The following is a 17,506-nucleotide window of genomic DNA, read 5'->3' on the forward strand; positions in this document are numbered from 1 at the left end:
CGCGGGCTCATGCAGGGCTCAGGCGCGTACAGCTTCTGGCAACGGCAGGGCCAGAAGACGCTCATCGAGCAGCCCAAGGCCCTCCTCGAACAACTGATTGCTGCGTTCGGTCTCGCCCAGGCTGGCGAGCAGGCGCGCAAGCTCGGCACAGGCTTCCGGATTACGCTCCATTCGCAGGCTGCTTTCGAGATAGTCGCGCGCCTTGCCCCACAGGCGATTCTGCAGGCTCAGGCGGCCGAGGGTCAGCAGCAGGCTCGGATCGTCCGGGTGGGCCTTCAGCCAGCCTTCGGCAGCCTGTAGCTGACGCGCCGGATCATCACCCCGTACCAGGCCATACAGGCGCGCCAGATGGCTTTCGTACTCACGCTTGAGTGCGGTGCGCAGCACCTGCTCGGCTTCGCCCTGGGCACCCACCTGACGTAGCTGTTCGGCATAGGCCAGGACCAGTTGCGGCTCTTGGCGCTGGGCAGCGGTCAGCTGCTGCCAGGCACGCTCGAGGGCCTGACGGGCGCTTTGCGGATCCTCACCACGGGTGCTCGCCAGGCCAAGGTTCTGGCCCCAGGCGCGTTTCTCCAGCGCGGCCAGCTCATCGGCCGGCAACACCTTGTTCTTGCGCAGGTCGGGCAGCAGGCGGATCAGCGCCGACCAATCGCCACGCTCCAGATGCAGGCGTTGCAACAGGCGCAGGACCTGGGTGTTGTGCGGATGGCGCTCCTGCATGGCGAGCAAGGTCTCCAACGCAGCATCCCGCTCGCCACGGTCCATCTGCAGTTGCGCATGGGTCAAGGCAATGGCCAGTTCAGCCTGGGGCTGGCGCTCCAGCGCACGCTCCAGCAGGTTGTCGCTGTCCTCCTTGCGCCCCAGTTCGTTGGCGGCACGGGCGGCGCCAAGGTAATACAGCAACGGCTGGCGCTCGGCCTCGGCAGCACGATGCAGGTGGCGCTGGGCACTGGCCCAGCGGCCCTCGGCCAGGTCCAGCTGGCCCTGTTCGATGGCGATCCGCACGCGCCGGCTGCGGTTACGCCGCGACCACGGATTGACCACGCCACTGGAGGTCAGGACCAAGCTGACCAGATAACGCAGCAACAACAGCAAGACGACCACCGCCGCCAGCGCCGCGAGCGCCGCCCACAATCCGGACTGGTAACGGAAACCACCGTAGGCGATCAGCACATAACCACTGTGCTTGGCCACCGCGATGCCCAGCGCTGCGGCAACCACGATCGCCAGTACGGCCAGCAGGTAGACACGCTTCATGGCTTGCCCCCTTCAGCCTCGGCTGGCAGATGGCGGCGTTGAATGTACGCCTGCACCGCCGCCAGGCTTTCGCTCAGGTCCGGGGTCACTACCGAGACGGGCTGCTCGGCCAACGCGTTGAGGCTGTCGAGCATCGCCTTGCTTTGCGGGTTGTCGGCATTGAAGTTGGCCAGCAGCACGCTGCGGGCATCATCCAGGGCCTGGTTGTACACCTTGGCCTCGCCATTGAGCGCAGCCCACTGCGCCTGCTCGATGGTCAGGCTCAGGGCCAGGCGCAACTGGTTCAGTTGCTGGCCAGCCAGCAATGGCCGCACATTGTCATCGGCGTTGAAGTCGATCTGGAAGTACTTGGAGATTTCTGCCCACCACTGCGACAGGCGACTGGCCCCATCACCATCGGCTGTCAGCGCACCAAGCGCATCGGCGTTGCTGGCGAATTCGGGAGACTGGGCGCTGAGCTGTTGCACCAGTTCACGCTGGGCGGCGAGTTTGAGGAACAGACCGGTGCGGTCCGGCTGCTGGGTACTGTTGAGCGTGGCCAGGCTGCGCGCCAGTTGCTCGCGGGCGGCAAAGGCGCCAGGGTCGCTCTGTTCACGGAGGATTTCGTCGGCCCCTTCAACCAGGGCCTTGGCGCTGGTGATGTCCTGCAGCGCCGACAAGCGCAGGGTAGCCAGGCGCAGCAGGTGCTCGGCCTCGGCCAGGCGCCACTCCTTGCGGCTTTCGCCGAGTGCGGTTTCCAGACGCTGGCTCAGACGCTGCTGGTCGCCTTGCAATTGCGCCACCAGGCGGCGACGGTCTTCCAGCTCACTGGCGGCCGGCAGGCTGGCCAGTTGGGCACTGATCTGCTGCTCACGCTGCTGCAGCGCCGCGGCGCGCTGGCTGAGGGCTTCAAGGTGCTGACCCTGGTTCACCTCGCTGCCTTGCAGCTGCCGCACCTGCCAGACACCCCAACCCCCTACTGCGACCCCGGCCGCACCCAGCAACAGCGCCAGCACGGCCAGACCACTGCCAGAGCGCTTTACAGGCTTGTCGGTGACGGGTTGCGCCGGCTGCTGCGCCGACGGCTGATCATTGTTGGGCAAGACAGTTTCGCTCACGTATCCATCCTTTGCATGGGGGCGCCTCGCGCTAGTGCGAAGCGCCTTGAGAGGCAGGTACAGCGCTGCGCTGCACGGCTGCCAGCAAGGCCGTGGCACTCGCGCCACGGCAATCCACAACCTGTTGGGCCCCGGCGGCCCGGGCCTGTTCGGCGACCCGCGGGCTGGGCACGAACAACGCCAGCCTGGCTATCTGCGGCCAGTCGGCGCCAGCCATTTGCTGCAAATGTTCAAGACCCTGCCCACTGCTGACCACCAGGCCATTGAGGCGTTCCGCTTCTATGCGGCGCATCAGCGTGCCCGCCGGGTACGCCGGCAGGCAGCGACGATACAGTTCCAGATATTCGACACTAGCACCTTGCTCTGCAAGACGCTCGGCCAGCAGTTCGCGACCTCCGACACCACGAACGATCAGCACGCGCGCCTCAGGCGCCGCAGTAGCCTTGCGCAGGCCCGGGAGTGCGAGCAAGGCCTCGCTGTCATCGCCTTGCATGGGGAATGTCACCTGAAGACCTGCGCACTGCAGCACTGCTGCCGTCGCCTCACCCACGGTAAACCAGCCTGCGGGGGGCGCTTGCAAGCCAGCGCCCTGCAGCTGCCCAAGCAGCAGCCGGGCCGCCGGCTTGCTGACCACGATGATCGCCTGGTACTGCGCCAGCGCGGCCAGCTGCCGACGCTGCCCGTCAGCCAGCGCGACGGGCTCGATGGCCAGCAACGGCAGGCAACTGCTGGCCACACCGGCAACGGCCAGGCTCTGCGCCAGTGCCGCGCAGTCATCTTCAGGCCGGGTCAGCAGCAGGCGCCAGGGGCTCACGGATGCCCGGCCTCGCCGTAGACTTCGTTGAGTATGGCTTCGGCACCCTGGCCCAGCAGGGCTTCGGCGACCTGCACGCCCAAGGTCTCGGCAGCCGCACGCGGCGCACGGGCATCCGCCACCAGCAAGGTCCCGCCACTTGGCTGGCCAACCAGGCCGCGCAACCACAGCTGATCGCCTTCGAGCACCGCATAGCAGGCGATCGGCACCTGGCAGCCGCCGTTGAGGCGCCTGTTCATGGCACGTTCGGCGACTACACGGTCGGCGGTATCGGCATGGTGCAGCGGCGCCAGCAGGGCATGGATTTCAGTGTCGGCGCTGCGGCACTCGATACCCACCGCGCCCTGGCCACCGGCTGGCAGGCTGTGGTCGACGCTGATGGTATCGCTGATGCGGTCCTCGAAGCCCAGGCGGATCAAGCCCGCGGCGGCGAGGATGATGGCGTCGTACTCGCCGGCATCGAGCTTGGCCAGGCGGGTGTTGACGTTGCCGCGCAGGAAGTGGATTTTGAGGTCCGGCCGACGCGCCAGCAACTGGGCCTGGCGGCGCAGGCTGGAGGTGCCGACGATGCTGCCGGCTGGCAGGGCGTCGAGGCTGGCGAAGGTGTTGGAGACGAATGCATCACGCGGGTCTTCACGCTCGCAGATGCAGAACAGGCCCAGGCCATCGGGGAAGTCCATGGGCACATCCTTCATCGAATGCACGGCGATGTCGGCCTCGTTGTCCAGCAGCGCTGTTTCCAGCTCTTTGACGAACAGCCCCTTGCCGCCGATTTTCGCCAGCGGTGCGTCGAGCAACTTGTCGCCGCGACTGACCATGGGTACCAGGGTCACCCGCAGACCGGGGTGCGCCTGCTCGAGGCGGGCTTTGACATATTCGGCCTGCCACAAGGCCAAGGCACTTTTACGGGTGGCAATGCGGATTTCGCGAGTGGACATGAAACGCCCCGATCCAGAGAAATGCCGCTGATGATAACAGCATCACCGGCATCGCCAGCAGATGTGGATCAGCGTAACGGCCCTTCGCGGCTAAAGCCGCCCCTACAGGCGGCGCCGTACCTGTGGGAGCGGCTTCAGCCGCGCACAAGGGCGCAGCCGTTGCCATGCAGGCTCAGCCTTGGAGTGTTTGCATCATCTTGCGCACGCCCGCCACATGCCGGCGGCTGACAGTCAGGGCGTCGCCATCGAGGCCCTTGAGGAATAGCTGGAAATGCCCCAATGGCGTGCGCTGCAGGCGTTCGATGCGTTCGCGCGCGACCAGCGCATTGCGGTGGATACGCACGAATCGCTCGCCGAATTCGTCCTCCAACGCCTTGAGCGGCTCGTCGAGCAGCACTTCGCCCGCTTCGTGGCGCAAGGTCACGTACTTGTGGTCGGCAATGAAATAGATCACCTGGGGCAATGGAATCAGCTCGATACCCTTGCGCGTACGCGCACTGATATGGCTGCGCGGCCCACCGCCTTCGCTGCCAGGCCGCGTCAACGCCGCCAGCTGGGCACGGTTGGGCTTATCGGCCTTGCGCAAGGCATCGCGCAGGGCCTGAGGCTGGATTGGCTTGGTCACGTGGCTGAGGGTGCTGTCCTTGAACGCCTCGGCACCGTATTCGTCGTCGCCGGTACAGAACACCACGGACGGTGGCGCCTCGCGTTCGCACAGGCGAGCAGCGACCTGCAAGCCATCCAGGCCTGGCATGCCGATGTCCAGCAGAACCACATCCGGCTTGAGGCTTTCGATCAGTGTCAGAGCCTCCTCGCCGTTGGTGGCGCTGGGCTCCAGCACGGTGTAACCCTCCAGTTCAGCGAATAGCCGTGTGAGGCGTTCACGGGCTTGGGGTTCGTCATCAACGATCAGGACATTCATAATTGCTCTGGATTCCTGAGTGAGTCTCGCACAGGTATAGCGTAGACAAGAGCAGGTCGAGCGACGCTGCGGTCACGCTCTAGACCGATACGAAGGCCAAAGATTCACTGAGCCAGCAGAATAGCTGCCAGTCCTCTGTCCAACTGTAGACGGTCCGTGGAACACTGCCGTTCAATCGGTGATTATCGTCTTCGCCCACCTTTACCGATGTTTGCCACCGGTTTCTGTCGACCGATGTCCTGCGGTGTCAGGCCCAACCCTGCTATTATCGGCGCCACTTTTTCGTTCACGCCTGCATAGAGTGAATCCATGAGCACCGACAAGACCAATCAGTCCTGGGGCGGCCGCTTCAGTGAGCCCGTCGACGCCTTCGTCGCCCGTTTCACCGCCTCGGTCGACTTCGACAAGCGCCTGTACCGCCACGACATCATGGGTTCGATCGCCCACGCCACCATGCTGGCGCAGGTCGGCGTCCTCAGCGATGCCGAGCGCGACACCATCATCGATGGCCTGAAAACCATCCAGGGCGAAATCGAGGCTGGCAGCTTCGACTGGCGTGTCGACCTCGAAGACGTGCACATGAACATCGAAGCACGCCTGACCGACCGTATCGGCATCACTGGCAAGAAGCTGCACACCGGCCGTAGCCGCAACGACCAGGTGGCCACCGACATCCGTCTGTGGCTGCGTGACGAGATCGACCTGATCCTGGCCGAGATCACCCGTCTGCAGCAGGGTCTGCTGGAGCAGGCCGAACGTGAAGCCGAAACCATCATGCCTGGCTTCACCCACCTGCAGACTGCCCAGCCGGTCACCTTCGGCCACCACCTGCTGGCCTGGTTCGAAATGCTCAGCCGCGACTACGAGCGCCTGGTCGACTGCCGCAAGCGCACCAATCGCATGCCGTTGGGCAGTGCCGCGCTGGCCGGCACCACCTACCCTATCGACCGTGAGCTGACTTGCAAGCTGCTGGGCTTCGAAGCTGTGGCCGGCAACTCGCTGGACGGCGTCTCGGACCGTGACTTCGCCATCGAATTCTGCGCGGCCGCCAGCGTGGCGATGATGCACCTGTCGCGCTTCTCCGAAGAACTGGTGCTGTGGACCAGCGCCCAGTTCCAGTTCATCGACCTGCCTGATCGCTTCTGCACCGGCAGCTCGATCATGCCGCAGAAGAAGAACCCGGACGTTCCGGAGCTGGTGCGTGGCAAGAGCGGCCGCGTCTTCGGCGCCCTGACCGGCCTGCTGACCCTGATGAAAGGCCAGCCGCTGGCCTACAACAAGGACAACCAGGAAGACAAGGAGCCGCTGTTCGACGCCGCCGACACTCTGCGCGACTCGCTGCGCGCCTTCGCCGACATGATCCCGGCGATCAAGCCCAAGCACGCCATCATGCGCGAAGCGGCTCTGCGCGGTTTCTCCACCGCGACCGACCTGGCCGACTATCTGGTTCGCCGCGGCCTGCCGTTCCGTGATTGCCACGAGATCGTCGGTCACGCTGTGAAGTATGGCGTCGACACGGGCAAGGACCTGGCCGAAATGAGCCTGGACGAACTGCGCCAGTTCAGCGACCAGATCGAGCAGGACGTGTTTGCCGTGCTGACCCTGGAGGGGTCGGTGAATGCCCGTAACCACATCGGTGGTACCGCGCCAGCCCAGGTGCGTGCTGCCGTCGTTCGCGGCAAGGCCCTGCTGGCTTCGCGCTAAAGCCCATTGCGAGGGCTTCGCCCTCGTTCGCGGGCATGCCCGCTCCCACAGGTATGGTGCAAGACTCAGGCAATGCACAATCCATGTGGGAGCGAGCGCGCCCGCGAATGGGCTGCAAAGCAGCCCCCGGTCATTCAGCGCTTGCCGCTGCGTACCATCTCCAGGAAGGCCGGCATCGAGGCCTCCTTGTCCGCCACGATCCGCGCCATGTGCGGGTTCTCGCCCAGCAGTTGCAACAACGCCTTGGCCTGCGGGAAGTCCGCCAGGAAGTCGATACCCAGCACTTTCTTGCCTACTGCGCACGCCAGGTCTACCGAGAAGCAGAACATCAGGTCGGCCAGGGTCAGTTGCTCCCCCGCCACATAAGGCGCGAAACGGCCATTGCGCTTGAGCGTGGCGAACCCCGCCAGCAAGTCGGTACGCGCGCGCTCCTTGACCAGCGGCTCCACCGGCATGCCGAAGAACGACTCGCCGTAGCAGGTACGCGCCGGCAGCTCGATGTACAGTTCGATTTCCTTCAGCAGTTCGCGCACCTTGGCCTGGCCGAACGGGTCGCTGGGCAGCAGCGCCTTGCCACCTTGGGTCTGCTCGATATAGTCGAGTATTACGCTGGTTTCGCTGAGGAAGCCGTGTTCGGTTTCCAGCACCGGCACCTTGCCCCGCGGGCTGACTTCCAGTGCCTGCGGCGCCTGCCCGCCGTAGAAGGTGACTTCCTCGAAAGGCAGGCCTTTCTCCAGCAGGGCCAGCTTGACCATGTTGTAGTAGTTGCTGACCGAGAATCCGTGAAGCTTGAGCATGGGGTTACAGCCTCCAGGCCGTGTGGGGATGGCTCGGCTGTTATAGACGCTACGCCGACGCCTGACCAGCGTCATGCACCCGGTCGATGACCGGGCATTGCCGGCGCGGGCATGGCAAACTGTGCATCCCACCACAGGAGTAGCGCCATGAGCGAACACGACGAAATCGACAATGACGACGAAGCCTTCGCCGAAGCGACGCTGACCGAAGCCATCGAAAACCAGATCGAAAGCGGCGAGCCGCCAGCGGCCAAGGCCACCTTCAACAAGCTGACCCTGGTCGGCTATGAGCGCGAAGACATCCTCAACCTCATGGCCCACGTGCTGGCCTTCGAGATCGACAACATGCTTCAGGAAGACCGCGCATTCAACGGCGAGTGGTATGAGACCGCCCTGCGTGCCCTGCCCGAGCTGCCGCCTGAGATGGGTCAAAGCGACGACGAATAACCCGACTACACTCCAGGATCAGGCACCGCTGGCGGTGCCGCCATCCTTGTCTGAAAGTCAGGAGTCGCCATGTCTTTTACCCCCGAACTGATCGCCGAACTGGAAGTGCTCGCCCTGTTCAACCTGGACAACCACCAGGAAGGCATCAAAGTTCACAGCGACGCGGCGCCCGCCCAGATCGCTGCGGCCAAGCGCCTTCATGAAAAAGGACTCACCAACCAGCCCGATGGTGGCTACCTCACCAGCCTCGGGATTGATGCGGCTGAAAGCGTCCAACAGTTGCTTAGCATCCTCAAATCCACACAGCCCGCTTGATTCTGTACCGGCCTCTTCGCGGGCACGCCCGCTCCCACAGGTTATGCACCGCTCTCAAGTACGGCGCAGTACCCGTGGGAGCGGGCTTGCCCGCGAAGAGGCCAGAACAGGCGCTATTAAAATGACGTCAAAAACCCAATTGACGCTTATCCGACTGCCCCACTCAGGCTAAACTCGCCACAGCTTTCCTGGCCCGCCCTGAGTGTGCAATGAACCACCCCCACGAAATCCGCCCAGACCTGGACGAAGGCATCGACCGCAAGGTGCTGGCGACATTGCGTGCGCGCTTTCTGCACATCAACCAGTGCCGGCTAGAACGCGCAATGGAGGGCCTGTCGAGCCGCCAGCAGCTGGTCCTGACCCTGCTGCCGCTGCTGTTCCACGTCAACCACCCGCTGTTGCCCGGTTACGTATCCGGCGCCACACCGGCCGGGGTGGCGGGGTTCGAGCCAGATGCCGGGCAGGTCGCCGATGCCCAGCGCCTGGCTCGCTCGTTCGCCTACAAAACCCGTCATGGCAACCCGCCACGCCCGATCCACGGCCTGTTCCTGATGGGCAGTCTCGGTACGCTGGCCCAGGCCGAACAGAGCGACATGGACCTCTGGGTATGCCATGCCCCTGGCCTGAGCGAGGCCGAGCGCGAAGAGTTGCGCCGCAAGTGCCAGCTGCTGGAGGCCTGGGCGGCCAGCCAGGGTGCCGAGGCGCACTTCTTCCTGATCGACCCGCAAAGTTTTGCCCAGGGCCTGCGCGACAGCCAGCTCAGCTCCGACGACTGCGGCACCACGCAACATTTCCTGCTGCTCGACGAGTTCTATCGCACCGCCATCTGGCTGGCCGGGCGAACGCCGCTGTGGTGGCTGGTGCCGGTCTATGAAGAGCACAACTATCAGGCCTACACCGAGACCCTGCTGTCCAAGCGTTTCATCCGCAACCAGGACGCCCTGGACCTCGGCAACCTTGCCCATATTCCACCAGGCGAGTACCTCGGCGCCGGGCTTTGGCAGTTGTTCAAGGGCATCGATTCGCCCTACAAGTCACTGCTCAAGCTGCTGCTGACCGAAGTCTATGCCAGCGAGCACCCGACCGTGCGCTGCCTGTGCCTGGACTATAAACAGGCGGTGTTCGCCAACCATCTGAACCTCGACGAACTCGACCCCTATGTGATGGTGTACCGGCGCATCGAGCGCTATCTGCAGCAACGCGGTGAAACCGCTCGGCTCGAGCTGGTCAGGCGCAGCCTTTACCTCAAGGTCAACAAGAAGCTGAGTGGCCTGGACCGCAGCCGTAACAACGGCTGGCAGCGCCAACTGTTGCAGCGCCTTACCGATGAGTGGGGCTGGGACGAACGCCAGCTGGTCATGCTCGACAGCCGCAGCCAATGGAAGGTGCGCCAGGTCGCCCTCGAACGCCGTGAGCTGGTGGCGGAGCTCAACCATAGCTATCGCTTTCTCGGCCAGTTCGCGCAAAACCAGGGTGCCACCAGCCGCGCCGACCAGCGTGACCTGAATGCCCTGGGCCGGCGCCTGTACGCCGCCTTCGAACGCCGCGCCGGCAAGATCGAAGTGATCAACCCGGGCATTGCCCCGGACATTGCCGAAGATACCTTGACGCTGGTCCAGTCCCCGAACCGCAAGGAGCCTGGCAGTCATCACTGGGGCCTCTACAACGGCAACCTGGGCGTATACGAATGGGAGCATTTCAGCCCGATCAAGCGCTGCCGTGAACTGCTCGAGCTGCTGACCTGGGCCCACCGCAATGGCGTCATCGACCACACCACGCGCCTGGCGCTGCACCCCGGCGACAGCGACCTCAGCGAATTCGAGCTGTTCAACCTGCTGGGCAGCCTGCAGCAGAGCATCCCGCTGCCACTGGCCAGCGTCAGCGAAGCGCGCCTGCTGCAACCGAGCGTGGCTGACGAGATCCTGCTGCTGGTCAATGTCGGCGTCGATCCACTGCGTCATCACCGGGACCTGAACATCCTGATGACCACCGAGCGCACCGATTCGTTGAGCTATGCCGGTGTGCGCGAGAACCTGGTGCTGACGCTTGATCAGGTCACCCTCAACAGCTGGAACGAAGTGCTGGTGCAGCGCTACGACGGCGAGCACGCGCTGCTGCGCTGCCTGCGTGACTTCCTCAACAGCCTCGGCCAGCGCAGCCACCGCCCGCAGGTGCGGGTGCGCTGCTTTTGCCACAACCGCGCCCAGGCCATCAGCCAGCGGGTCGAGGAAATCTTCGACACTGCGCAACTGCTGCTCGACCAGGGGCTGAATCACCGCTACCTGCTGCAAGTGGCACAGTACACTCACGTGCTGGAACTGTTGCCAGGCCAGGTTAGCCTGGCGACCCTGTCCGAACATGGCGCCGTGCTCGATCACCTGGGTGAAGTGCGCAGCCACTACAGCCCGTTGCACCTGGATGGCAATGCACTGCAAGACTACGACTTGCCCCTGGTGCTGGAACAAGGCCGGCGTAATTGCATCCAGGTGTTCTACCGCCTGCTCGACGGCTGGGCCGACCTGTACGTGCTGGACGAGTACAACGCCCTGTGGCAACAGCGCCTGCCAATGTTTGACGAAAGTCACCTGCTGCTGCCGTTGCAACGCTTTCTGCGTTCGGTGGTGGTGCGCCACGATGCCCGCCTTCCACTCGACCATCTGCAACAGGCTTCACTGGCTATCCACTATGCCCAGCTGCTGCCTTCCGGCCCGGGCAACGCGCGCACCATCGAGCCGCGCCCGGCGCCCAGCGCTGGCGTCGACCAGCCATATTATGAGGTTCAGGCCATTTTGCAGGCCGGCACGGGGAATGGGGTGCATGTGACGCTGTATTGCGACCAGCAGGAGTTTTCCGAGCTGGAGCATGGCGACCAACTGTATGAGGTGGTCGCCCGGCAGATCCTTGGCCAGCGGCGTAGCGCCGGGCATTACCGCTGCTATATCACCGACCTGGACTTGTCCGAGCTGCTCGAGGATGAGCAGGGGTCGACCAGCCTGTACCTGCGCTACAAGCGCGAGCTGGAACAGGCGCTGAATGATGGATTGGCGAAGTTGCAGGCTAAGGTGGAGCCTTGAGGATGCCGGGGCTGCTTCGCAGCCCTTTCGCGACACAAGGCCGCTCCTACAGGAGATCGGGTATTCCTGTAGGAGCGGCCTTGTGTCGCGAAAGGGCCGCAAAGCGGCCCCGGGGATTTCAGAGGTCGAAATCGCCAGCCGCTTCTGGCTGGTATTCAACTTCCAGCAACTTCAGCTTGAGCGTCTTGCCTCCGGGAGCCGGCCAGTCGATCTGCTCGCCCACCGACAAGCCCAGCAGCGCACAACCGATTGGCGCGAGGATCGAAACCGTGCCTTCTCCACCGGCATCTTTCGGGTACACCAGGGTCAGGTGGTAGTCCTTGCCACTGGCCTCTTCACGGCAATGCACCCGCGAGTTCATGGTCACCACTCCGGCGGGCACTTCCTCATGGCCGACCACCTGAGCGGCACGGTCCAGCTCCTCCTGCAAGGCGAGCACACCCGGCGTATTCTCGTCGAGGCTGTCGATCAGGCGCTCGAGACGTTGTACGTCCAATCGGGTGAGGATGAGGGAAGGCTTGGTGCTCATGATCCAGTCAGACTCCTTTGAACAGGCGGTTTGCTGCGGGCAGATAAAGCAAAACCCCGCCCAAGGGCGGGGTTTGTGGATGCTTTTGCGTCACCGACGCACCACCCGACACTACCACAGCCGGGCAAATACTCAAGCCCGTGCGCGCAGCGCCTCGGCTTCGCGGCAGATCTGCCGGCGCCGTTCGTCGTCGGCCGAGCGCCATTCGCGAATGTGCTCGACATGCCGGTGGCAGCCGGTGCATACCCGCTGCTCATCCAGCCGGCAGACGCTGATGCAGGGCGACGGCACCGCCGGGCTGACGTTGCTGTACAGCGGCTTGGGTGGCCGCGCCTGGCTGGTCATGTCAGATCTCGTCGAAGTCCAGCTTCTCGCCGGCCCGCTCCCAGACGATACGCTCGAGCATTTCGTTCAGCAGTTCTTCGCTCTTCTCGCACACCCACTTGCCGCTTTCCTCGTCGTAGTCGAAGTGGAAGCCGCCGGAACGGTCGGCCAGCCACAGCTGGCGCAACGGCTCCTGGCGACTGAAGATCAGCTGGGCGCCGCCTTCGAACTTGACGGTCAGCACGCCGCCAGAATTTTCCATGTCCAGGTCCAGGCCGCTCTCGTCGAACAAGTCTTCCAGGGCCTGTTGGGTCGCGTCGACCAGATCATGGAAACGCGCTTCGCTCAAACTCATTGCAGGAACCTCGAATTGGCTGCTTTACGGGCAAGCCGGCAAGATACGGGCGCCGGGCCATGAATGCAAAGGTTTAGCCCCGCTCGCCACCGGCCCGATTACCGTGGCGAGGGCCCCTAAGCATAGCCCGCCCGACGGACCGGCTCTTGCATAGGCAATCCGCCGGTCGCTCGGTATACTCGGGCGCAATACTGCATATTTCAAAGGATTTCACCCATGAAGCGCCTGATTTCCTCGCTCGCGGCGCTGGTCGCGGTTGCCTGCCTCGTTTCGGCCTGCGGTCAGAAGGGCCCCCTGTACCTGCCAGAAGACGGCAAGGACGGCAAAGGCCCGAAAAAGTCGCACCAGCACCAGCACGCTCCAGCGGTCCAGCCGCAGGAAGAGCAGCCAATCCAGCCCGAGCAGACGCCAGAGCAGTAAGGAATTCAGATGAACGCTTTCAACTACCGCGACGGTGAACTGTTCGCGGAGGGCGTCGCCCTGTCGGCCATCGCCGAACGCTTCGGCACCCCGACCTACGTGTACTCGCGCGCTCACATCGAAGCCCAGTACCGCAGCTACACCGATGCCCTGCAAGGCACCGATCACCTGGTCTGCTTCGCCGTCAAGGCCAACTCCAACCTTGGCGTACTGAACGTCCTGGCGCGCCTGGGCGCAGGCTTCGACATCGTCTCCGGCGGTGAGCTGGAGCGCGTGCTGGCCGCTGGCGGGCGCGCCGATCGCGTGGTCTTCTCCGGCGTCGGCAAGACCCGTGAAGACATGCGCCGCGCCCTGGAAGTCGGCGTGCACTGCTTCAACGTCGAGTCCACCGACGAACTCGAACGCCTGCAAGTGGTAGCCGCCGAGATGGGCAAGGTTGCGCCGATCTCGCTGCGCGTGAACCCGGACGTCGATGCCGGCACTCACCCGTACATCTCCACCGGCCTCAAAGAGAACAAGTTCGGCATCGCCATCGCCGACGCCGAAGCCATCTACGTGCGCGCCGCGCAGCTGCCGAACCTGGACGTAGTCGGTGTCGACTGCCACATCGGTTCGCAGTTGACCACCGTCGACCCGTTCCTCGATGCCCTCGACCGCCTGCTGGCCCTGGTCGACCGCCTGGCCGAGTGCGGCATCCACCTGCGCCACCTGGACCTGGGTGGCGGCGTTGGCGTGCGCTATCGCGACGAAGAGCCGCCGCTGGTGGCCGACTACATCAAGGCCATCCGTGAGCGCGTCGGCAGCCGTGACCTGGCCCTGGTGTTCGAGCCAGGCCGCTATATCGTGGCCAACGCCGGTGCCCTGCTGACCCGCGTGGAATACCTCAAGCACACCGAACACAAGGACTTCGCCATCATCGATGCAGCGATGAACGACCTGATCCGCCCGGCCCTGTACCAGGCCTGGATGGGGGTCAGCGCGGTCACGCCGCGGGCGGGCGAAGGCCGTGCCTATGACCTGGTAGGCCCGATCTGCGAAACCGGCGACTTCCTCGCCAAGGACCGCGTGCTGAACCTGGCCGAAGGTGACCTGCTGGCTGTACAGTCGGCGGGCGCCTATGGTTTCGTCATGAGCTCGAACTACAACACCCGTGGCCGTTGTGCGGAAATCCTGGTCGACGGCGACCAGGCTTTCGAAGTCCGCCGCCGCGAGACCATCGCCGAACTGTACGCTGGCGAAAGCCTGCTGCCGGAGTGAGCCCATGCTGCTGCGCTTTACCAAGATGCATGGGCTGGGCAACGACTTCATGGTCCTCGACCTGGTCAGCCAGCACGCGCACATCCAGCCCAAGCACGCCAAGCAATGGGGTGACCGCCACACCGGTATCGGCTTCGACCAGCTGCTGATCGTCGAGGCGCCGAGCAACCCGGAAGTGGACTTCCGCTACCGGATCTTCAACGCCGACGGCTCCGAGGTCGAGCAGTGCGGCAACGGCGCGCGCTGCTTTGCCCGCTTCGTGCTGGACAAGCGCCTGACCGCGAAAAAGCGCATCCGCGTGGAAACCAAGGGCGGCATCATCGAGCTGGACGTGCAGAACGACGGCCAGGTGTGTGTCGACATGGGCCCGCCGCGCTTCGTCCCGGCAGAAATCCCCTTCATTGCCGATGAACAGGCAGTGAACTACCCGCTGGAGGTAGACGGCCAGGTGTATTCGATTGCCGCCGTGTCCATGGGCAACCCGCATGCCGTGCTGCGCGTCGATGATGTGCACACCGCGCCGGTCCATGAGCTTGGCCCGAAAATCGAAAACCACCCGCGCTTCCCGCAGCGGGTGAATGCCGGCTTCCTCCAGGTCATCGACCGCCATCGCGCCAACCTGAGGGTGTGGGAGCGTGGTGCCGGCGAGACCCAGGCCTGTGGCACCGGCGCCTGCGCCGCAGCCGTCGCCGCCATCAGCCAGGGCTGGATGGACTCTCCGGTGTCCCTCGACCTGCCAGGTGGCCGCCTGCACATCGAATGGGCCGGCCCTGGCAAGCCCGTGTTGATGACAGGCCCAGCCGTACGCGTCTTCGAAGGACAGGTTCGTCTCTAAGCGAGTAACCGCCATGACCGATCAGCCAGTACCCCAGCAGCCCGATGAGCTCGATGCCGATGCGGTGGTCGCCTACCTGCGCGCCCACCCCACCTTCTTCGCCGAGCACGACGAGCTGTTGATCGACCAACGCATCCCCCACCAGCGCGGTGACAGCGTGTCGCTGGTGGAACGCCAGCTCAAGCTGCTGCGCGACCGCAACATCGAGATGCGCCATCGCCTGTCGCAACTGATGGATGTGGCCCGGGACAACGACCGTTTGTTCGACAAGACCCGTCGGCTGATCCTCGACCTGCTCGATGCCGGCAGCCTGGAAGAAGTGGTGATGGCCGTCGAAGACAGCCTGCGCCAGGAATTCCAGGTGCCTTTCGTCAGCCTGATCCTGTTCGGCGACAACGCAGCGCCCGTAGGCCGTTGGGTCAGCAATGCCGAAGCTCAGCAAGCCATCGGTGGCCTGCTGGGCGGTGGCAAGACGGTCAGCGGCAATCTGCGCGAGCACGAGCTGGCCTTCCTGTTCGGCAAGGAGCAGCAGCAGGAGGTCGGCTCCAGTGCGGTTGCCGCCCTCGAATATCAAGGGCTGCATGGCGTGCTGGCGATCGGCAGCCGCGACCCGCAGCACTACAAGAGCAGCGTCGGCACCTTGTTCCTCGGCTACATCGCCGAAGTGCTTGGCCGCGTGGTGCCGCGCGTGACCCAGACCCTGCGTCCGGTGCGCTGATGGAACGCCAGCTGGAGGCTTATTGCGCACACCTGCGCAACGAGCGCCAGGTGTCCGAACACACCCTGCTGGCTTATCGCCGCGACCTCGACAAGGTCATCGAATATTGCAATAGCCAAGGCATCGCCGGCTGGGGCGCCCTGCAGATTCAGCAGCTGCGCCAGCTTATCGCCCGTTTGCACCATCACGGCCAGTCCTCGCGCAGCCTGGCGCGATTGCTGTCGGCGGTGCGCGGCCTGTACCGCTACCTCAATCGCGAAGGCCTGTGCCAGCACGACCCGGCCAACGGCCTGAGCGCGCCCAAGGGCGAACGCCGGCTGCCCAAGGTGCTGGACACCGACCGAGCCCTGCAGCTGCTCGATGGCGGCGTCGATGACGACTTTATCGCCCGCCGTGACCAGGCCATCCTCGAATTGTTCTATTCCTCCGGCCTGCGCCTGTCCGAACTGAACAACCTCGACCTCGAGCAGCTCGACCTGGCTGCCGGCCTGGTGCAAGTACTCGGGAAGGGCAGCAAGACCCGCGTATTACCGGTCGGGCGCAAGGCCCGTGAGGCGTTGCAGGCCTGGTTCAAGCTGCGTGGCATCGGCGCGCCGCGTGACAGCGCCGTATTCATCACCCGCCAGGGCAATCGCATGAGCCCACGCGCCATCCAACTGCGGGTCAAGGCTGCCGGCGAGCGCGAGCTTGGCCAGCACCTGCACCCGCACATGCTTCGCCACTCCTTCGCCAGCCACGTGCTGGAATCGTCCCAGGACCTGCGTGCGGTGCAGGAAATGCTCGGCCACGCCGACATCAGCACCACGCAGATCTACACCCACCTGGACTTCCAGCACCTGGCCGCGGTGTACGACAGTGCCCACCCTCGGGCCAAACGCAGCAAAGGCACAGACTCATGAGCATCAAGCTGATCACCTTCGACCTCGACGACACGCTGTGGGACACCGCGCCCGTGATTGCCAGTGCCGAGGTCGTGCTGCGCGACTGGCTCGAAGCCAACGCGCCAGTCCTCGGCGGCGTGCCGGTGGAACACCTGTTCGCCATTCGCGAACGCCTGGTGCAAGCCGAGCCGGGCCTCAAGCACCGCATCAGCGCCCTGCGCCGACGTGTGTTGTTCCACGCCCTGGAGGAAGTCGGCTACAGCGAGAAGCAGGCGCAGGAGCTGGCGAACGAGGGCTTTGAAGTTTTCCTGCATGCGCGCCACCAGATCGAAGTGTTCCCCGAGGTACAGCCGGTACTGGAGATCCTGCGCCATCACTACACATTGGGCGTGGTCACCAACGGCAACGCCGATATACGCCGACTGGGGCTGGCGGATTACTTCCGCTTTGCCCTTTGTGCGGAGGACCTGGGCATCGGCAAGCCGGACCCGGCACCGTTCATGGAGGCCCTCAAGCTCGGCGAGGTCGAGGCCAGTGCGGCAGTGCACATCGGCGACCACCCGGGCGATGACATTGCCGGGGCCCAACGCGCCGGTTTGCGCGCCGTATGGTTCAACCCGCAGGGCAAGGCCTGGGCTGGCGACCGGGCGCCGGATGCAGAGATCCAGCGTTTGTCCCAGCTGCCTGACATTCTGGCCAGCTGGCGCTGACATTGTGGGAGCGGCCTTGCCGGGGCGCCGGACCGGTCGGAAAGGGCCGCGAAGCGGCCCCAGCAATTGTTGCATTAACGCTGATGCCCAGGGGCCGCTCTGCGGCCCTTTC

The 17,506-nt window shown here is 64.5% G+C and carries 19 protein-coding genes; 10 read left to right on the plus strand and 9 right to left on the minus strand.

The window, feature by feature from the left end; translation table 11 throughout:
- Positions 1-18: 18 nt before the first annotated feature.
- From CQW31_RS04575 to CQW31_RS04595, 5 genes are all read right to left on the minus strand, one after another.
- Positions 19-1,257, minus strand: a complete 1,239-nt coding sequence (locus CQW31_RS04575; RefSeq protein ID WP_054886447.1) for a heme biosynthesis HemY N-terminal domain-containing protein — start codon at positions 1,255-1,257, stop codon at positions 19-21.
- Positions 1,254-2,354 (minus strand): uroporphyrinogen-III C-methyltransferase, encoded by a 1,101-nt coding sequence (locus CQW31_RS04580; RefSeq protein WP_099813884.1) that lies wholly within the window; start codon positions 2,352-2,354, stop codon positions 1,254-1,256. The genes CQW31_RS04575 and CQW31_RS04580 overlap by 4 nt, the downstream gene beginning before the upstream one ends.
- Before the next feature lie 31 nt (positions 2,355-2,385).
- Positions 2,386-3,168: a uroporphyrinogen-III synthase gene (locus tag CQW31_RS04585; RefSeq protein WP_099813885.1), complete on the minus strand. Its 783-nt coding sequence runs from the start codon at positions 3,166-3,168 to the stop codon at positions 2,386-2,388.
- Positions 3,165-4,106 (minus strand): hydroxymethylbilane synthase, encoded by a 942-nt coding sequence (gene hemC / locus CQW31_RS04590; RefSeq protein ID WP_099813886.1) that lies wholly within the window; start codon positions 4,104-4,106, stop codon positions 3,165-3,167. Before hemC ends, CQW31_RS04585 begins: the two co-directional genes overlap by 4 nt.
- 172 nt (positions 4,107-4,278) lie before the next feature.
- The gene (locus CQW31_RS04595; protein WP_054886451.1) at positions 4,279-5,028 is read right to left on the minus strand and encodes a LytTR family DNA-binding domain-containing protein; all 750 of its coding nucleotides are present in this window, start codon (positions 5,026-5,028) and stop codon (positions 4,279-4,281) included.
- 309 nt (positions 5,029-5,337) lie between these two features.
- On the opposite strand from CQW31_RS04595, the gene argH reads away from it, so the two are divergent.
- Positions 5,338-6,732: an argininosuccinate lyase gene (gene argH / locus CQW31_RS04600; RefSeq protein ID WP_099813887.1), complete on the plus strand. Its 1,395-nt coding sequence runs from the start codon at positions 5,338-5,340 to the stop codon at positions 6,730-6,732.
- 134 nt (positions 6,733-6,866) lie between these two features.
- Here argH and CQW31_RS04605 read toward each other — a convergent pair whose 3' ends face one another.
- On the minus strand, positions 6,867-7,529 hold the full coding sequence (locus CQW31_RS04605) for a glutathione S-transferase (RefSeq protein ID WP_099813888.1): 663 nt from the start codon (positions 7,527-7,529) through the stop codon (positions 6,867-6,869).
- Positions 7,530-7,676: 147 nt separating this feature from the next.
- Between CQW31_RS04605 and CQW31_RS04610 the strand changes: the two genes are divergently transcribed.
- The 3 genes from CQW31_RS04610 (at position 7,677) to CQW31_RS04620 (ending at position 11,365) form a co-directional block, all read left to right on the plus strand.
- Positions 7,677-7,976 carry a hypothetical protein gene (locus CQW31_RS04610; RefSeq protein WP_099813889.1) on the plus strand — a complete coding sequence of 100 codons (300 nt, stop codon included), beginning with the start codon at positions 7,677-7,679 and terminating at the stop codon, positions 7,974-7,976.
- Positions 7,977-8,045: 69 nt separating this feature from the next.
- The gene (locus tag CQW31_RS04615) at positions 8,046-8,291 is read left to right on the plus strand and encodes a TIGR02647 family protein (protein ID WP_099813890.1); all 246 of its coding nucleotides are present in this window, start codon (positions 8,046-8,048) and stop codon (positions 8,289-8,291) included.
- Between the two features lie 209 nt (positions 8,292-8,500).
- Complete coding sequence (locus CQW31_RS04620; RefSeq protein WP_099813891.1) at positions 8,501-11,365, plus strand: class I adenylate cyclase; 2,865 nt, start codon at positions 8,501-8,503, stop codon at positions 11,363-11,365.
- A 118-nt stretch (positions 11,366-11,483) separates the two neighbouring features.
- Here CQW31_RS04620 and rnk read toward each other — a convergent pair whose 3' ends face one another.
- The 3 genes from rnk to cyaY all read right to left on the minus strand — a co-directional run bounded on the left by rnk (position 11,484) and on the right by cyaY (position 12,573).
- Positions 11,484-11,894 carry a nucleoside diphosphate kinase regulator gene (gene rnk / locus CQW31_RS04625; protein WP_099813892.1) on the minus strand — a complete coding sequence of 137 codons (411 nt, stop codon included), beginning with the start codon at positions 11,892-11,894 and terminating at the stop codon, positions 11,484-11,486.
- Between the two features lie 132 nt (positions 11,895-12,026).
- On the minus strand, positions 12,027-12,239 hold the full coding sequence (locus CQW31_RS04630; protein WP_054886457.1) for a DUF1289 domain-containing protein: 213 nt from the start codon (positions 12,237-12,239) through the stop codon (positions 12,027-12,029).
- Between the two features lies 1 nt (position 12,240).
- The gene (cyaY, locus tag CQW31_RS04635; RefSeq protein ID WP_054886458.1) at positions 12,241-12,573 is read right to left on the minus strand and encodes an iron donor protein CyaY; all 333 of its coding nucleotides are present in this window, start codon (positions 12,571-12,573) and stop codon (positions 12,241-12,243) included.
- 216 nt (positions 12,574-12,789) lie between these two features.
- On the opposite strand from cyaY, the gene CQW31_RS04640 reads away from it, so the two are divergent.
- The 6 genes from CQW31_RS04640 to CQW31_RS04665 are packed head-to-tail and all read left to right on the plus strand — an operon-like array spanning position 12,790 to position 17,394.
- Positions 12,790-12,993, plus strand: coding sequence for a lipoprotein (locus tag CQW31_RS04640; RefSeq protein ID WP_054886459.1), 204 nt, complete (start codon positions 12,790-12,792; stop codon positions 12,991-12,993).
- A 9-nt stretch (positions 12,994-13,002) separates the two neighbouring features.
- A complete protein-coding gene (gene lysA, locus CQW31_RS04645) occupies positions 13,003-14,250 on the plus strand; it encodes a diaminopimelate decarboxylase (RefSeq protein ID WP_054886460.1) in 1,248 nt (415 codons plus the stop codon).
- Positions 14,251-14,254: 4 nt separating this feature from the next.
- Positions 14,255-15,085 (plus strand): diaminopimelate epimerase, encoded by an 831-nt coding sequence (dapF, locus tag CQW31_RS04650; RefSeq protein ID WP_054886461.1) that lies wholly within the window; start codon positions 14,255-14,257, stop codon positions 15,083-15,085.
- A gap of 13 nt (positions 15,086-15,098) precedes the next feature.
- Complete coding sequence (locus CQW31_RS04655) at positions 15,099-15,803, plus strand: DUF484 family protein (RefSeq protein WP_054886462.1); 705 nt, start codon at positions 15,099-15,101, stop codon at positions 15,801-15,803.
- Positions 15,803-16,702 (plus strand): tyrosine recombinase XerC, encoded by a 900-nt coding sequence (xerC, locus tag CQW31_RS04660; protein ID WP_099813893.1) that lies wholly within the window; start codon positions 15,803-15,805, stop codon positions 16,700-16,702. Before CQW31_RS04655 ends, xerC begins: the two co-directional genes overlap by 1 nt.
- Positions 16,699-17,394 (plus strand): HAD family hydrolase, encoded by a 696-nt coding sequence (locus CQW31_RS04665; RefSeq protein ID WP_054886464.1) that lies wholly within the window; start codon positions 16,699-16,701, stop codon positions 17,392-17,394. Before xerC ends, CQW31_RS04665 begins: the two co-directional genes overlap by 4 nt.
- Positions 17,395-17,506: the final 112 nt, after the last annotated feature.

Source organism: Pseudomonas sp. 382 (assembly GCF_002759075.1).
Lineage (GTDB): Bacteria > Pseudomonadota > Gammaproteobacteria > Pseudomonadales > Pseudomonadaceae > Aquipseudomonas > Aquipseudomonas vlassakiae.

Excerpts from the sequence above, each read along its gene's own strand:
- CQW31_RS04630 (WP_054886457.1), bottom strand. The coding sequence starts at position 12,239 with ATGACCAGCCAGGCGCGGCCACCCAAGCCGCTGTACAGCAACGTCAGC.
- CQW31_RS04605 (WP_099813888.1), bottom strand. The coding sequence starts at position 7,529 with ATGCTCAAGCTTCACGGATTCTCGGTCAGCAACTACTACAACATGGTC.
- CQW31_RS04575 (WP_054886447.1), bottom strand. The coding sequence starts at position 1,257 with ATGAAGCGTGTCTACCTGCTGGCCGTACTGGCGATCGTGGTTGCCGCA.
- xerC (WP_099813893.1), top strand. The coding sequence starts at position 15,803 with ATGGAACGCCAGCTGGAGGCTTATTGCGCACACCTGCGCAACGAGCGC.
- hemC (WP_099813886.1), bottom strand. The coding sequence starts at position 4,106 with ATGTCCACTCGCGAAATCCGCATTGCCACCCGTAAAAGTGCCTTGGCC.
- argH (WP_099813887.1), top strand. The coding sequence starts at position 5,338 with ATGAGCACCGACAAGACCAATCAGTCCTGGGGCGGCCGCTTCAGTGAG.
- CQW31_RS04595 (WP_054886451.1), bottom strand. The coding sequence starts at position 5,028 with ATGAATGTCCTGATCGTTGATGACGAACCCCAAGCCCGTGAACGCCTC.
- CQW31_RS04610 (WP_099813889.1), top strand. The coding sequence starts at position 7,677 with ATGAGCGAACACGACGAAATCGACAATGACGACGAAGCCTTCGCCGAA.
- rnk (WP_099813892.1), bottom strand. The coding sequence starts at position 11,894 with ATGAGCACCAAGCCTTCCCTCATCCTCACCCGATTGGACGTACAACGT.
- cyaY (WP_054886458.1), bottom strand. The coding sequence starts at position 12,573 with ATGAGTTTGAGCGAAGCGCGTTTCCATGATCTGGTCGACGCGACCCAA.
- CQW31_RS04620 (WP_099813891.1), top strand. The coding sequence starts at position 8,501 with ATGAACCACCCCCACGAAATCCGCCCAGACCTGGACGAAGGCATCGAC.
- CQW31_RS04640 (WP_054886459.1), top strand. The coding sequence starts at position 12,790 with ATGAAGCGCCTGATTTCCTCGCTCGCGGCGCTGGTCGCGGTTGCCTGC.
- dapF (WP_054886461.1), top strand. The coding sequence starts at position 14,255 with ATGCTGCTGCGCTTTACCAAGATGCATGGGCTGGGCAACGACTTCATG.
- CQW31_RS04665 (WP_054886464.1), top strand. The coding sequence starts at position 16,699 with ATGAGCATCAAGCTGATCACCTTCGACCTCGACGACACGCTGTGGGAC.
- lysA (WP_054886460.1), top strand. The coding sequence starts at position 13,003 with ATGAACGCTTTCAACTACCGCGACGGTGAACTGTTCGCGGAGGGCGTC.
- CQW31_RS04655 (WP_054886462.1), top strand. The coding sequence starts at position 15,099 with ATGACCGATCAGCCAGTACCCCAGCAGCCCGATGAGCTCGATGCCGAT.
- CQW31_RS04615 (WP_099813890.1), top strand. The coding sequence starts at position 8,046 with ATGTCTTTTACCCCCGAACTGATCGCCGAACTGGAAGTGCTCGCCCTG.